Here is a 13,976-nt window from a genome sequence, read left to right as displayed (position 1 = left end):
GCCCGAGCTCGATGCGGCCATCGTCGACCGTGCGGACACGGGTGTCGTTGTAGCGGCCTGACAGCGTGAGCTGCAGGTTCGGCCGCAGCGCGACCAGGTCGCTGACATACACGCTCGTGGTGCGGCTGCGGCCGGAGATCCTGGCATTGACCTCCGCGTCTTCGGTCGGGATCACGGCGCGGCTCGCGTCCAGCTCGCCCTCGGCCTCGGTCTGCTCGAAATGGTTGCGCGAGCGGTCGTGCGACAGCCCGAAGGTCAGCCGGTGCGGCCGTGCATTCCAGGTCGCCTGCAGCGCGAGACCTTCGCTGTCGGTGCGCGTGCGCGTGCGGTTCTCGACCCCGGTTTCCTCGACGGCGGGCGGATCGTAGTCGTCGTTCAGGTCGCCGTTCAGCGTCGACGCGCGGTTGCGGCGCGCATAGGCCGTCGCCGCCATCTCCCACTGCGGGCCCAGCGTGGCGGTGGTGTTGAAGGTCAGCAGCGTCGCCTCGTTGTCGGTCAGGTCGGGCCGGGTGTAGACCTGCTCGCGGCGCTGCGCCAGCATCGATTCGGGCAACCCGCCGTTGCCGACCAGCTGGTTGTCGGCATGACCCAGGCTCAGGTCCCACGAGAAGCTGCTGCTGCGCTGCCCGCCTTTGACGAACAGCTGCCGCACCCGCGACGGCGACTCGTCGCGCCAGCCGTCTTCGTTGAGCGCGCCGAAGGCCATGAACAGGTGGCCGGTCTCGCCGAGCTTGCGCCCATGCGTCAGCTCGGTGCTGATGCGGCCGAACGAGCCGCCCTCGACCTCGATCCCGGTGCCCGGGTGCGTGTCGCCGCTCTTGGTCTGCATCGAGAGCGCGCCGCCCAGCGTGTTCAGCCCGAACAGCGGGTTGGAGCCCGGCAGCAGCGTGATGTTGGCGATCGCGGCGCGCGGCAGCAGGTCCCAGTTGACGATGTCGCCGAACGGCTCGTTGACGCGCACGCCGTCGAGGAACACCGACAGCCCCTGCGGCGTGCCGAGCAGCGGGCTGGCGGTGAAGCCGCGGTAGTTCACGTCCATCTGGTACGGGTTGCCCTGCACCTCGTTGACGCTGACGCTGGGCAGCTGCGTGCGCATGAACTCGGGCAGGTTCAGGCTCTGCAGCTGGCGCAGCCGCCGGTCGGTGGCGGTCTGCACGTTGGACGGGATCTGGTCCTTGGGCACGCCGGTGCCGGGCACGGGCGTGGTCTGCACGATCTCGACCTCGGGCAGCACGACGACGGGCGGGGCCGCCGCCGATGTCGAAGCCGGCGTCGAAGCTGATTGCGCGTAAGCGGCGGGCGCGAGGGCTGTCAATGCCAGCAACGCAGCGTTCGCACGGGGGTGATGCATCTCAGGTCTCCGGTGGTGTGTTGTCCTTGTCTCGGAGTTGCGGGAGTCGTCCGGGTGGTGGGTGCCCCACGCTAACCAGCGGGGTCCGCGCGGCCCAGGGAAAAATTCCCGGCCGCGCTGCTCGTTAACACCAAGGGCGATCTGTCCCATCGGACCGGTCTTGACGATGCCTTCGTCCCGCGAGTAGATTGCGGGCACTTTCGGCGCCTCACTGGGCGCAACCTCAGCGGCATGCTCGCCACACGGTCGGCACAGCCCGTCAGCGCAAGTTCTTTGCGCGCGACATCCACGACGTATCAGCACTTGCGGTGCCACTGACTCGAGTCGGTGCACGGCGAGATTCATGGCGTGCGCCCGGATGGCGCGTGCGCATTCAACATGCGGAAAGATCATGAAGATCCTCTCACCCTGTATGGCTGCGCTGCTGCTCGGTTGCGCAGCAGCGTTCGCCCAGAACGCGCCCCTGCCGAAGCCTGTGGCATTCACTGCGCACTTTCAATCGATCAAGGCAGAACTCGAGAAGCCGGATGAGGTGCTCGACCTCGGCGAATTCACTCTCTCCCTGCAACGAATGATCGACCCGAGCATCGACGTCCCCGCCAACCTGAAGCGACTCGATGGCATGGCGGGAGAGCTCAAAGCAATGTTCCCCGTCATGGCGGCGAACAGCAGGGTGAAGGTGGAGGCCCTGAAGAAGTATCTGTACGTGGCAGGCCCGTGGAACGACAACCGCCCTTTCCAGTACGACCTCGACGACCCTCTGGGTCAGAACATTCGCAACAAGCTACTGTCCAGCTATCTCGACAGCCACAAGGGGAACTGCGTGTCGATGCCGAGCCTGTTCGTCGTCCTCGGTCAAAGGATCGGCCTGGACGTGACGCTGGCGACGGTGCCCAGGCACATCTTCGTCAAGTACCGCGACGAGCGCGGGCAGCTCTACAACATCGAGACGACAAGCGGCGGCGGATTCGCTCGCGATGCCTGGATGCGACAGCTCTATGAGATGACCGATCTGTCTTTGCGAACCGGCATCTACATGCGGCCGCTGTCAAAGAAGGAGGCGGCAGTCCAGATCGTCGACACCTTGCTCGAGTTCTATGAAGCGAACGGCGTTCTGCAGCCTCGCGTGGACCTGGCGCTGCTCTCGCTGCGCCATGCACCGAGGCACGTCAACGGCATGTTGCACCTCGCAGCAACCTACGGTTGGATGGCCGAGGTCTCCTACATGTTCGACTACAACAGCCCCGATCCACGGATGACATTGAAGGAGCGGCTCAAGTACCAGGACTTGATGCGAGAGGCCATGGAATGGGATCAACGCGCGCAATCGCTCGGTTGGCGCCCCAGCAGCCCGGAAGCCGAGTCCGCCTATCTCAGGCGAGTCGAGGATGCCAAGAAGTCTTTGTAGACAAATGCGACCTGGAGAACTGAAGATGTTCCATCGAATCGATCTCAAGCTTTGTGTGGTCATGCTGGCCCTGACCTCCCTGCACGAAGGCACGGCGGCGCACTACACGCAACCAGATCCCATCGGCCTTGCCGGAGGTATCAACACGTACGCCTACGTCGGAGGAAACCCGATCACCCGGATTGATCCCGCGGGACTCGAGTGGGTCTATGTCCAATCAACTGGCCAGATGTATTACCAACCTACAGCCAATCTCGGTGGAGGCCCCCCGCAGCCGATCGGCGGACCCATGTACGCCGGCCATGGCGCGGGAGTGAACAACCCTGCGCTCGATCTCATTCCGTCGGTTGGTCCGTTGCCGGCTGGTACCTACACAATCGGTCAACAGCAGAACAACATCACGGGGGCTGGCTTGAGTTTGCCCGGCTCGATGCGTCTCACCCCGGAGGCGGGCAACTGGATGCATGGTCGATCCGGCTTCCTTATCCATGGCGACAACAGCGCTGGGAATCGATCAGCATCAGAAGGATGCATTATTCAACCCAGGAGCATTCGAGACCTGATTGGCGGAAGCCAAGATCGCGCGCTCCGTGTCGTTCCATAGCCATGCGCACGCTTTCCGGTCTCGTTTTTGGATTGTTGCTTGCAAGCGCTGCGTTCGCAATTGACGATCGCGCCGTGGAGGTGCCGGCAGGCGGACAGGTCACCGTTGAGGGAACTCGCGCCAAGCAATCCGTACGCGCGATGGTGGCCACGACTGTGATATCGGGAGCGACGGGATCACTCGATGCTTCGGCGCTCGTCGAGCGAGAGTGTGCAGCACGAGACAGCCCGTGCAGTCTCGTCACGAGACTGGAGATTGCCGTGAATGGTCGACAACTCGTTGTTCCCCGATCGTCATTCCGCGGCCTCACCAACGTTCGAACTGCCAAGCTGATCCCGAAGCGGGAGTCCTACCATCTTGTCCTTCGCGGAGGCGACGGAGCAGAGGGATTTGTTGCAACCATCGTTTTCGGTCGGGATCGCGTGATCAAACGCATGCTTGCCAGCAGCTTGGCCCCCGAGGACGTGCTTGAGGAGACTACCTATCGGATTCAAAAGGAGTCGTTCGATCGGTAGTGCAAGCTCTTGCATTCCAAGACGATCATCGAACGATACAAGGCTGAATGCGAATGCTCCAAGTAGCTCGACGCCACTACCGATCGACCATCTTCGGGTCGGCGCTTTTGATGGCAGGGCCGAGATCTCTCCTGCGCATACCGAGGCAGAAAGCTTCGAACAACTTCGGCTGAATGCCCGTCGTACGACGAGATCGCCTCGGGCTTCAAGACATTGCCCAAGGAAGAAGAGCCCCAGGTCCCCGCGAATGTCGACCCTAGAAGAAACTGAGACATGAAAGCCGTACTGGCTGCTCTGGTGGCGCCGATGAGTGCGCCATTGCTGTACGTTCTCGCCACATTCGCATGGTCCGGTTACCCCACATCAGGTCCGGGACATGCCGGGAAACTGATAGACGAGTTCCTGCTTGCCCTTCTGCCGCTGAGCTACTTTCTGAGCCTTTGCATCGGAACACCTGTCGTACTCGTTCTTCAGCGGATTCGGCGCCTGACCACGTGGCGATGTGTCGCGATCGCTGCGCTGATTGGCGCCGCGCTCGGTCTCTGCGCAACGTTCTGGTTCTCCGGCCCGCCTGGAATTCATACGCCGTCGTCAGCCAGACTGGCGTTGTCTACTCTCGGCGCACTGGCCGCAACAATCATTGCCCTGGTGTTCTGCGGAGTTGCCGGGATAGCAGTCATGCGTCGCGAAGCCCTGTGAAGCTCCTGCACGGACCGATCATCTGCGACGCGCTCGATCACCGATTGCATCGCGGAGAATGACCGATGACCCGAACGCGATAGATCAATTCGGCACACCCCACCCCTGAACGGCACATGAAATCAGCCCGCTTGGTCATCGCCTTCTTCCACGCCAGGATGGAGGATTCGTGCGTTGCGGCTCAAGCCGTTCTTGCTTCGAGGAGCATTCCCGCTCGCTGGCGCGACCTGCCTCCTGCGCAAGGCCTTGATGCAGTCCTGCATGAGTTGCCGGCCCGCGATGGCGCGCCTGGCGGTCTCTTTTTCAGCTCACCCGAATGCGACGCGTGGACTGGTTTCGTCAGTCGCATGGATGACGGGTGGTACACCCTCGTCAATGCGATGACGAGGAACCACTCTCAACTGGAAGCCCTGTTCATCAGTGCCGACCTGGCTGACTCACACCATCCATCTACAGCCTTCGAGTTCTTCCGTGGAGGGGCATCGGTCCGGCGCGTCCACGCATGGAAGGAGGACGATGGATGGCATTTCGTCAATCGTGGCATCCCGCTGCCCTTTGAAGACACATCGCGCTACTCGCAGCGATTGATAGGTGAGCGCCTGACCCTCGCAATCCTCGATGAGATGTCGGCGAAGCTTGGAATCAAGCTGGCGGCACTCAGAGCAGCCGGAGATCTCACCGCGGCTCGCGTGCTTGCGACATAGCACCACCTGTCTCTGCGGCCTGAGACAGAAGCCGCGCTCCCACTAAACCCCCGCCGTACTGATCACCTGATGCCGTATCGCCAGGTGCACCAGCGCCGCCGAGGTCGCCACACCGAGCTTCTCCTTGATCGCCGTCTGCAGGTTCGCCACGGTCTTCGGACTCAGCTTCAGCGCCTCGGCGCATTCGCCGGCCGAGTGGCCTTGCGCGAGCAGCCGGAACACCTCGAACTCGCGTGCGCTCAGCTCGGCCAGCCGGCCGGCCTCGTCGTGCGGATCACGTTCGAGCAAACCGGGCGGCAGCTCGCGGCCCAGGTAGCGGCGCCCCGCATGCAGCTCGCGCACCGCGTCGACCAGGCATTCGGGCGCACTCGCCTTCGTCAGGAAACCCCGCGCGCCGGCCTGCAGCGCACGCCGCACCAGCACCGGCGCGTCGTGCATGCTGAACACCAGCAACCGCGCCTGCGCGTCGCGCAGCAGCACGCGGCGCAGCAGTTCGAGGCCCCCGCCGCCGGGCATCGCGAGGTCCGTCACCAGCACGTCGGGCTGCAGCGCGATGAAGGCCGCACAGGCCTCATCGGCATCCCCGGCTTCGGCCACCACCCGGATGTCGCCCGCCTGGTCGAGCAGCCGCAGGTAGCCGCTGCGCACCACCGGGTGATCGTCGGCGAGCAGCACGCGGATCATGCGGGCGCCTTCTCGGGCAGCGCATCGGCCAGCCGGGACGCGGCCGGCATCGGCACGCGCAGCACCAGCTGCACGCCGGCACCGGGCGATGCGTGCACCTCCAGCTCGCCGCCCAGGGCCGCGGCCCGCTCGGTGGCACCCAGCAGCCCGAGGCCGCGCGTGGCGGCAGCCAGGTCCATGCCCCGGCCATCGTCCTCCACGCTGAGCTGCAACTCGCCCTGCGCGCTGCGGCCCAGCTTCACGCGCACCGCGCTCGCGCGGGCATGGCGCATCACGTTGGTCAGGGCCTCCTGCGTCACGCGGTAGAGCGCGATGTCGACCGCATCGCCCAGCTCCCGCGGCAGCGCCTCGTGGTGAAAGATGCAGGGCACGCCGCTGCGCTCCTCCCACGATTCGCACAGCTCCTGCAGCGCGGCGATCAAGCCCAGCTCGTCGAGGTTGGCCGGGCGCAGCCGGCGCAGCATGCCGCGCACCGCCTGGTACAGCTGCTGCGCCGCGCGGTCGGCCCGCTCGGCGGACGCCAGCGTGGCCGCCCGGTCGGCCGCGCCGCACAGCCGGATCAGTGCCGTCTCGGCACGCACCGCGGCACAGCCCTGCCCCAGTTCGTCGTGCAGCTCGCGGGCCAGCGCCAGCCGTTCGCTCTCCTGCACCGCGATCAGCTGGCGCGCAAGCTCCTGGTTGTGCATCAGCAGCTCGCGCGCCTGCGCTTCGGCCTGCTCGCGCAGCGCCAGCTGCGCGCGGGCGTCGCGCACGCGGCGCAGCGCATACCAGGCCAAGCCACCGGCCAGCACCGTCAGGCTGAAGGGCAGCTCGTCGGCCTGCCAGTGCTCCAGCGGCAGCGCCCAGCGCTGCACGCGCTCGCTCAGTTCGAAAAACGACGCCAGGCCGTAGCTCGCCAGCGTCGCGAGCACGACGACGGCAGCATCGCCGAGAGAACGACGCTCAGCTGCCGCCACGCGTCAGGCCCATGCGTTCGACGATGAGCCCCTCCTTGATGAACTGCTGGCGGCAGACCTCGGCGTAGTCCGCCGGGCCGAGGTAGTCGATCAGCTGGTCGTACTTGGCCAGCTCCTGGATGAACAGCGGATCGAACATCGCCTTCCTGAACGCATCGTGCAGCACCGTGACCACCTCGGCCGGCAGCCCGCGTGGCCCGCCCAGGCCCCAGGGCGACATCGCGACGATGTCGTGGCCCAGTTCGCGCAGCGTCGGCACCTGCGGCCAGCGCTTCGAGCGCTCCGCGGCGAAGGTGGCGAGCAGGCGCAGCCGGCCCGAATCGACGGAGGGCCCGAAGCCGGTGGAGTTGACGCCGGCCATCACCTGGCCGTTGTCGACCGCGATCATCTGCTCCGAGGTGCCCTTGTACGGCACGTGGATGTACTTCAGGCCGCGCGCGGTGAACAGCTCCTCCAGCACCACGTGCGGCGTGGTGCCGACGCCGTTGGTCGCGATGGTCAGCCGGCCCGGGTTGCGGCGCGCATAGGCGAACAGGTCGTCGAGCTTGCGGAACTTGCTGGACGCGCTGACCAGCACGCCGAAGGTGACGCCCGAGACCTGGATGATCGGCGTCACGTCGCGGATCGGGTCCCACAGCACCTTCTGCGTGTGCACCGCGCGGAAGATCGGCTGCGGCAGCTGYGCGATCGTGTAGCCGTCGGGCTCGGCCTGCTGCAGCACCGGCATCGCGAGCGTGCCGCCGGCGCCGCCGCGGTTCTCGGTGATCACCGGTTGGCCCAGGTGGTGCGAGGCCAGCTCGGCCAGCAGGCGCAGCGAGATGTCGGTCGCGCCGCCGGCCGGCCACGGGATCCACAGCGCGATCGGGCGCGACGGGTATGGCGACTGCGCGCGCGCCAGCGGCCACGCGCCGAGCGCGGCGGCGCTGCCGATCAAGCGGCGGCGGGTGACGGTCATGCCGGCCCCCCACCCCGTTTGGCGAGACCACCGAAGCCGCGCTGCGGGTCGTAGCCCCAGCAGGCCACGGCAAAGAACACGACCAGGCAGCCCAGCACCACCCACGGTGCGGCGCCCGGGTCCTTGCCGTACAGCGCGAAGCGGATCCACTCCACCGCGTGCGTGAACGGGTTGAAGCGCGCCGCCTGGTACACCCACTCGGCGCCCGACTCCTGCAGCTTCCACAGCGGGTAGAGCGCGGTCGACAGGAAGTACATCGGAAAGATCACGAAGTTCATCGTGCCGGCGAAGTTCTCCAGCTGCTTGATGTGCACCGACAGCAGCAGGCCCAGCGCCCCCAGCATCAGCGCGCCGCACACCAGCGCGAGCAGCGCATGCAGGCCGGCCCACGAGAACAGCGGCAGCTCGGTGCCCAGCAGCATCGCCACCACGACGAAGGCCAGCGCCTGCAGCACCGACAGCAGCGCGGTCGCGCACAGCTTGCAAAACAGCAGCCACGCGCGCGGCAGCGGCGCGGTGAGCAGCAGCCGCATCAGGCCCATCTCGCGGTCATAGACCATCGCCAGCGACGACTGCATGCCGTTGAACAGCAGCACCATGCCGACCAGGCCCGGTGCGATGTAGACGTCGTACGGGATGTAAGTGTCATACGGCTCGACGATCGCGACGCCGAACACGTTGCGGAAGCCGGCGGCGAACACGGCCAGCCACAGCAGCGGCCGCACCAGTGCCGAGACCAGCCTGCCCGTCTGCTGCGAGAACTTGAACAGCTCGCGCACGATGATCGCCTGCATCGCTTGCAGCGCATGCGCGATGCCGTGGCGCGCTGCCGGCCCGGCCTCTGCGAGGACAGGAGGCGTCACAGGTTTCACCGCGTCGCTTTGCATAGCTTCTCCGGGGCATCGGCGCCCAAGGTGTCGAGCACGTCGGTCGGATGCAGCAGCCCCTCGATCGGCGCCTGTGCGATCACGCCCTGCCCGTCAGTCAGCAGCATCGACTGGCGCAGCTGCCCGTCCCACGGCCGGAAGCTCAGGCTGCCGCCCTTCGAACCGTCGACCGGCGTCGCAGCCAGCGCCTTCGCCCACGCGGCGTTCGGCCCCTTCGGTTCGGCGGCGGCGATCGCGATCAAGGCCTTGCCGCCCATCCAGGCGGCCCAGTCGTGGTCGGTCATCGGCCGCTTCACCGCCTTCGCGAAGCGGCGCGACACCTGGGGCGCCCCGTAGCGCTCGAACTGCGCATGCCAGGCCAGCGCCACCAGCCCGGCGTCGCCGACCACCGGCCGCGGCAGCACGATGCGGTACGGCAGGCTGCGCGCGAACTCGCCGTTGCTGTCGACCACCCACACCGCGTCGTAGGCGGTGCCGGCGGTCAGCAGCAGCGGGTTGGCGAGGTCGCGCTCGCGCGGGTCGGCAGAGAGCTTGTAGGGCTTGGTCGCGACCACCTGCAGCCCGTAGCGCTTGATCGAGGCCTGCGCGGTGGCCGCGCGCAGCTGGTCCTGCGGCGTGCTGCCGACCAGCAGCAGCAGCTTGCTCCATTTGCGCGACACCAGCGTCTGTGCGAGCGCGTCGGCGCGCATGCGCTCGCTGGGGATCAGGTGGAACAGCCGCGCGCGGCAATCCTGCTGGCGCAGCCGGTCGGCGGCGTCGCCCAGGTTCAGCACCGGCAGCTTCACCGCGTCGGCCACCGCCAGCGTGGCGTCGGTGCCCAGGTCGGTCAGCACGATGGCCGCGCCGGCCTTCTCGGCCGCCTGCGCGGCGGCGCGCGCGGCGTCGGGCGTGTCGGCATTCACCACGCTCAGCGCCACCGCGGCGCCGGCCGCCTCGAGCTCGAACCTGCCCTCGTCCAGCGCCACCTGCAGCCCGTCGGCGGCCGGCCCACCGGTGTGGCCCAGGTAGGCGCGCTCCAGCCGCGAGCGTTCCAGCCGCAGGTCGTCGCCCGGYACGATCAGCGTGGCCTTCAGCGTGGCGGCTGCGGCGGTCGACGCGGTGGCAGCGCACAACATCAGCGTGACAAGGCTGCAGGCCAGGCCGCGTGTCATTCGACGATCGCCACGCCGTACGGGACGCGGCCCACCGGGATGCTCTTGATCGCCTTGGCGCCCGCCACGTCGACCACGGTCACGTCATCGCTCAGCCCGTTGACGACGAACAGCCGGGCCTCGGCCTTGTCGATCGCCACGTTCCAGGCACGCTTGCCCACCAGCACCAGGTTCGTGGTCTTGCGGCTCGCCACGTCGATGAAGGCGACGTGGTTGGCCTTGCCCAGCGCAACGAAGGCGCGCTTGCCGTCGCGCGACATCAGGATGCCGACCGGCGTGATGTCGGTCGCGCGGGCGCCCTTCACTTCCAGCGGGATGGTGGCGGTGACGGTGTGCGTGGCCGTCGCGATGATGCTGATGCTTGCGCCCAGTTCGTTGGTCACCCACAGCTCCTTGCCGTCGGGCGTGAGCGCCATGCGGCGGGGCCGCTTGCCGACCTTCACGTTGCTGGTGATCTTCGCGCTGGCCACGTCGATCACGTGGATCAGGCTCGCGACCTCGGAGGTCACGTACAGCGTCTTGCCGTCGGCGCTGACCTTCACGCCCTCGGGTTCCTGGCCGACCTTGATCGATTGCAGCTTCCTGCCGCTGGCGGCGTCGATGAAGCTGGCCTCGCCGGCGTCCTCGTTCGACACGTAGACGGTCTTGCCGTCGGGCGAGAGATCGAACGCCTCCGGCTCGTCGCCCAGCGGCACGCGGCGCAGCGACTTGCCGGTGGCCGGGTCGATCACGTCGGCCGCGTTGGCGTCGGTGCAGGCCACCATGATCTTGCGATCGGGCGTGAGCTGGATGTGCCGGCCGCGCTTGCAGGTGGGCACGGTGCCCTTCACCGTCAGCGTCGCGAGGTCGATCACCGTCAGCGCATCGTCCTTCTCGCTCGACACGTAGGCGGTGCCCTGCGCCGATGCGGCAGTGCAGCAAGCGATCAGCGCCCAGGCGGCGCCAAGGTGGCGGCAAAGAGATCCCATTCGCCCTGAGCTTGTCGAAGGGTGAGACTGAGCCTGCCGAAGGCCCTGCGCGCGCCGGGCACAACCCTTCGACGGACGGGACTTCGACTGGCTCAGTCCCTGCTCAGGGCGAACGGTGGGGGGTGTGAGGTTCATCAGGCCGTGCGGGCAATGAATCCCGCCTCCAGGGTCGGTTCTCCGAGCGCGCTCGTCACCTCGGCCGGCGAGCCATCGGCCAGCAGCGTGCCGCGGTGCAGCACCAGCACGCGGTCGGCGGCCACCGCTTCCTCGACCCAGTGCGTCGCCCACAGCACGCAGACGCCGCGCTCCTGCACGTCGCTGCGCAGGGCCGCCAGCAGGTCCTGGCGGGATTTCGGGTCGAGCCCGACGGTCGCCTCGTCCATCAGCATCACCGCCGGGTGGTGCAGGCCGGCGCGCACCAGCTCGACCTTGCGGCGGTTGCCGCCCGACAGCTCGCGCACCTTGCGGTCGAGCTCGCCACCCAGGCCCAGCCGCGCGCAGCCGGCATCGATGCGCTCGCGCGCCAGCCGGCGCGGCAGGCCGTGCAGGTCGGCCTGGAACAGCAGGTTGCGGCGCACGCTGAGGTCAAGGTCGAGCGAGATCTKCTGGAACACGACGCCGATCTGGCGCAGCGCCGAGGCGGCCGCACGGCGCAGCGAATGGCCGGCCACCTCGACCTCGCCTTCGTCGGCCGCGAACAGGCCGGTCAGCAGCTGGAACAAGGTCGACTTGCCGGCGCCGTTCGGGCCCAGCAGCGCGACGAACTGTCCTGCCCCGACGCTCAGCGACAACGACTTGAGCGCGGCGCGATCGCCATAGCGCTTCGTCAGGCCGGTGGTCCGCAGCATCGTCGAGGGGTGCGTCGCGAGGGTCATGAAGCAGGAATACAGCAATACGCGGGCCCAYGCCATGCTGCAGTGCAACGCCATCGCGCCCCCGGGCGTTGATCCATCTCCGTCACGCCGCGGCGCGGCCCTGAAACACTCTGTGCCGAACGTGGATGCCACGAATTCGGCGCAAGGTGTCAGCGCGATTTCAATTCCGGAACATCACCGTCACGGGCGCGGAGCGAAACCTGGGTTTTCCCTCTTCGGGCAATCCCTGGAGGGCGCATGGGCGCAAAACTTGCGGTTGGAGTCCTTTGCCGAGTTCCGTGGGTCGCTGGGTTGGTGGGTTCTCGCGACCGGACTCTGCTCACTTCATAAAACAGGAGACTTCGATGCGAAATTCCGGTCAGTCAAGGTGGCGCATCTGGCGTCATTTGGGCATGGTGTTGCTTGCTCTGCCGCCGTTGGCAATGGCCAATGCAGACGTGGAGAAGAACATCGCGAACTCCAAGAACTGGGCGATGCAGGCTGGTGACATGTACAACCAGCGCTACAGCAAGCTCAACCAGATCAACACCGGCAACGTCGGCAAGCTGCAGGTCGCGTGGACCTTCTCCACCGGCGTGCTGCGCGGCCACGAGGGCTCGCCGCTCGTGATCGACGGCACCATGTACCTGCACTCGCCGTTCCCGAACAAGGTCTTCGCGATCGACCTCGACAGCCAGAAGATCCTCTGGAAGTACGAGCCGAAGCAGGACCCGGCGGTGATCCCGCAGATGTGCTGCGACACCGTGAACCGCGGGCTGGCCTATGCCGAAGGCAAGATCATCCTGCAGCAGGCCGACAGCATGCTGCTCGCGCTCGACGCCAAGACCGGCAAGGTCGTGTGGAGCGTGAAGAACGGCGACCCGAAGCTGGGTGCGGTGAACACCAATGCGCCGCACATCTTCAAGGACAAGGTCATCACCGGCATCAGCGGTGGCGAATGGGGCGTGCGCGGCTTCATCGCGGCCTACAACCTGAAGGACGGCAAGCTGGCCTGGAAGGGCTACAGCGTCGGCCCCGACGCCGAGATGCTGGTCGACCCCGACAAGACCATGACCTGGACCAACGGCGCGATGGCGCCGGTGGGCAAGGATTCGTCGGTCAAGACCTGGAAGGGCGACCAGTGGAAGACCGGCGGCGGCACCACCTGGGGCTGGTACAGCTACGACAAGGCGCTGAACCTGATGTACTACGGCACCGGCAACCCGTCGACCTGGAATCCGTCGCAGCGGCCGGGCGACAACAAGTGGTCGATGACCATCTTCGCGCGTGACGTCGACACCGGCATGGCCAAGTGGGTCTACCAGATGACGCCGTTCGACGAGTGGGACTTCGACGGCATCAACGAGATGATCCTGGCCGACATCGACGTGAAGGGCAAGCCGACCAAGGCGCTGGTGCACTTCGACCGCAACGGCTTCGCCTACACGATGGACCGCGTGACGGGTGCGCTGCTGGTCGCCGAAAAGTACGACCCGCAGGTCAACTGGGCCACCCACGTCGACATGAAGACGGGCCGCCCGCAGGTCGTCTCCAAGTACTCGACCGCGCAGAACGGGGCGGACGTCAACACCAAGGGCATCTGCCCGGCGGCACTCGGCAGCAAGGACCAGCAGCCTGCCGCCTACGACCCCGAGACCAAGCTCTTCTACGTGCCGACCAACCACGTCTGCATGGATTACGAGCCGTTCAAGGTCGAGTACACCGCCGGCCAGCCGTATGTCGGCGCCACGCTGTCGATGTTCCCGGCCCCGGGCAGCCACGGCGGCATGGGCAACTACATCACCTGGAATGCCGGCACCGGCAAGATCGTGCAGAGCCATGCCGAGAAGTTCTCGGTCTGGAGCGGCGCGCTCAACACCGCCGGCGGGCTCAGCTGCTACGGCACGCTGGAGGGCTACCTGAAGTGCGTGGACAAGAAGGACATCAACAAGGAGCTCTTCAAGTTCAAGACGCCCTCCGGGATCATCGGCAACGTGTTCAGCTATGAGCACAAGGGCAAGCAGTACATCGGCGTGTTCTCGGGCATCGGCGGCTGGGCCGGCATCGGCATGGCCGCAGGCCTCGAGAAGGACCAGGATGGCCTGGGCGCCGTCGGCGGCTACAAGGAACTGGCCCAGTACACCGAACTGGGTGGTTCGTTGACGGTGTTTGCCCTGCCGAACTGATCGGCAGGAATCGAACCCAAGAAGCAAGAAGAAGAATCGAGACAACCTGGGAAC

Annotated in this window: 15 protein-coding genes; 7 read left to right on the top strand and 8 right to left on the bottom strand. The window is 66.7% G+C overall.

Annotation, left to right across the window (positions count from 1 at the left end; genetic code table 11):
* A partial coding sequence (locus tag AC1D12_RS09970; RefSeq protein ID WP_477840185.1) for a TonB-dependent receptor occupies nucleotides 1-1,351 on the bottom strand: 1,351 nt, incomplete at its 3' end.
* A gap of 391 nt (nucleotides 1,352-1,742) precedes the next feature.
* Between AC1D12_RS09970 and AC1D12_RS09965 the strand changes: the two genes are divergently transcribed.
* The 5 genes from AC1D12_RS09965 (at nucleotide 1,743) to AC1D12_RS09945 (ending at nucleotide 5,281) form a co-directional block, all read left to right on the top strand.
* A complete protein-coding gene (locus tag AC1D12_RS09965; protein WP_477840183.1) occupies nucleotides 1,743-2,759 on the top strand; it encodes a transglutaminase family protein in 1,017 nt (338 codons plus the stop codon).
* A gap of 25 nt (nucleotides 2,760-2,784) precedes the next feature.
* On the top strand, nucleotides 2,785-3,363 hold the full coding sequence (locus AC1D12_RS09960) for a tlde1 domain-containing protein (RefSeq protein WP_477829141.1): 579 nt from the start codon (nucleotides 2,785-2,787) through the stop codon (nucleotides 3,361-3,363).
* Between the two features lie 2 nt (nucleotides 3,364-3,365).
* A complete protein-coding gene (locus tag AC1D12_RS09955; protein ID WP_477840181.1) occupies nucleotides 3,366-3,878 on the top strand; it encodes a hypothetical protein in 513 nt (170 codons plus the stop codon).
* A 273-nt stretch (nucleotides 3,879-4,151) separates the two neighbouring features.
* Nucleotides 4,152-4,577, top strand: coding sequence for a hypothetical protein (locus AC1D12_RS09950; RefSeq protein WP_477840179.1), 426 nt, complete (start codon nucleotides 4,152-4,154; stop codon nucleotides 4,575-4,577).
* 116 nt (nucleotides 4,578-4,693) lie between these two features.
* Entirely contained in the window at nucleotides 4,694-5,281 is a 588-nt protein-coding gene (locus AC1D12_RS09945) for a hypothetical protein (RefSeq protein WP_477829338.1), read from the top strand.
* A gap of 42 nt (nucleotides 5,282-5,323) precedes the next feature.
* Here AC1D12_RS09945 and AC1D12_RS09940 read toward each other — a convergent pair whose 3' ends face one another.
* The 7 genes from AC1D12_RS09940 to AC1D12_RS09910 all read right to left on the bottom strand — a co-directional run bounded on the left by AC1D12_RS09940 (nucleotide 5,324) and on the right by AC1D12_RS09910 (nucleotide 11,730).
* Nucleotides 5,324-5,965 (bottom strand): response regulator, encoded by a 642-nt coding sequence (locus AC1D12_RS09940; RefSeq protein WP_477840177.1) that lies wholly within the window; start codon nucleotides 5,963-5,965, stop codon nucleotides 5,324-5,326.
* A complete protein-coding gene (locus tag AC1D12_RS09935) occupies nucleotides 5,962-6,921 on the bottom strand; it encodes a sensor histidine kinase (protein WP_477840175.1) in 960 nt (319 codons plus the stop codon). Before AC1D12_RS09935 ends, AC1D12_RS09940 begins: the two co-directional genes overlap by 4 nt.
* Nucleotides 6,908-7,876 carry a Bug family tripartite tricarboxylate transporter substrate binding protein gene (locus AC1D12_RS09930; RefSeq protein ID WP_477840172.1) on the bottom strand — a complete coding sequence of 323 codons (969 nt, stop codon included), beginning with the start codon at nucleotides 7,874-7,876 and terminating at the stop codon, nucleotides 6,908-6,910. The genes AC1D12_RS09935 and AC1D12_RS09930 overlap by 14 nt, the downstream gene beginning before the upstream one ends.
* Nucleotides 7,873-8,670, bottom strand: a complete 798-nt coding sequence (locus AC1D12_RS09925) for an ABC transporter permease (protein WP_477840189.1) — start codon at nucleotides 8,668-8,670, stop codon at nucleotides 7,873-7,875. The genes AC1D12_RS09930 and AC1D12_RS09925 overlap by 4 nt, the downstream gene beginning before the upstream one ends.
* A gap of 74 nt (nucleotides 8,671-8,744) precedes the next feature.
* The gene (locus AC1D12_RS09920; RefSeq protein ID WP_477840170.1) at nucleotides 8,745-9,914 is read right to left on the bottom strand and encodes an ABC transporter substrate-binding protein; all 1,170 of its coding nucleotides are present in this window, start codon (nucleotides 9,912-9,914) and stop codon (nucleotides 8,745-8,747) included.
* Nucleotides 9,911-10,882, bottom strand: coding sequence for a PQQ-dependent catabolism-associated beta-propeller protein (locus AC1D12_RS09915; protein ID WP_477825658.1), 972 nt, complete (start codon nucleotides 10,880-10,882; stop codon nucleotides 9,911-9,913). The genes AC1D12_RS09920 and AC1D12_RS09915 overlap by 4 nt, the downstream gene beginning before the upstream one ends.
* Nucleotides 10,883-11,016: 134 nt before the next feature.
* Entirely contained in the window at nucleotides 11,017-11,730 is a 714-nt protein-coding gene (locus AC1D12_RS09910) for an ABC transporter ATP-binding protein (RefSeq protein WP_477840187.1), read from the bottom strand.
* Nucleotides 11,731-11,755: 25 nt separating this feature from the next.
* On the opposite strand from AC1D12_RS09910, the gene AC1D12_RS09905 reads away from it, so the two are divergent.
* Nucleotides 11,756-12,244: a hypothetical protein gene (locus tag AC1D12_RS09905; RefSeq protein WP_477825657.1), complete on the top strand. Its 489-nt coding sequence runs from the start codon at nucleotides 11,756-11,758 to the stop codon at nucleotides 12,242-12,244.
* Complete coding sequence (gene xoxF / locus AC1D12_RS09900; RefSeq protein WP_465112243.1) at nucleotides 12,180-13,922, top strand: PQQ-dependent ethylene glycol dehydrogenase XoxF; 1,743 nt, start codon at nucleotides 12,180-12,182, stop codon at nucleotides 13,920-13,922. The genes AC1D12_RS09905 and xoxF overlap by 65 nt, the downstream gene beginning before the upstream one ends.
* Nucleotides 13,923-13,976 lie beyond the last annotated feature (54 nt).

The sequence above is a fragment of the Rhizobacter sp. P1_G5 genome (assembly GCF_056405435.1).
The sequence above is the reverse complement of the archived record's forward strand: the minus strand, read 5'-3'. Positions and strand labels throughout refer to the sequence as shown.

Coding starts and splice junctions, on each gene's coding strand:
- AC1D12_RS09940 (WP_477840177.1), bottom strand. CDS start 5,965: ATGATCCGCGTGCTGCTCGCCGACGATCACCCGGTGGTGCGCAGCGGC.
- xoxF (WP_465112243.1), top strand. CDS start 12,180: ATGGCCAATGCAGACGTGGAGAAGAACATCGCGAACTCCAAGAACTGG.
- AC1D12_RS09925 (WP_477840189.1), bottom strand. CDS start 8,670: ATGCAGGCGATCATCGTGCGCGAGCTGTTCAAGTTCTCGCAGCAGACG.
- AC1D12_RS09965 (WP_477840183.1), top strand. CDS start 1,743: ATGAAGATCCTCTCACCCTGTATGGCTGCGCTGCTGCTCGGTTGCGCA.
- AC1D12_RS09960 (WP_477829141.1), top strand. CDS start 2,785: ATGTTCCATCGAATCGATCTCAAGCTTTGTGTGGTCATGCTGGCCCTG.
- AC1D12_RS09945 (WP_477829338.1), top strand. CDS start 4,694: ATGAAATCAGCCCGCTTGGTCATCGCCTTCTTCCACGCCAGGATGGAG.
- AC1D12_RS09950 (WP_477840179.1), top strand. CDS start 4,152: ATGAAAGCCGTACTGGCTGCTCTGGTGGCGCCGATGAGTGCGCCATTG.
- AC1D12_RS09915 (WP_477825658.1), bottom strand. CDS start 10,882: ATGGGATCTCTTTGCCGCCACCTTGGCGCCGCCTGGGCGCTGATCGCT.
- AC1D12_RS09955 (WP_477840181.1), top strand. CDS start 3,366: ATGCGCACGCTTTCCGGTCTCGTTTTTGGATTGTTGCTTGCAAGCGCT.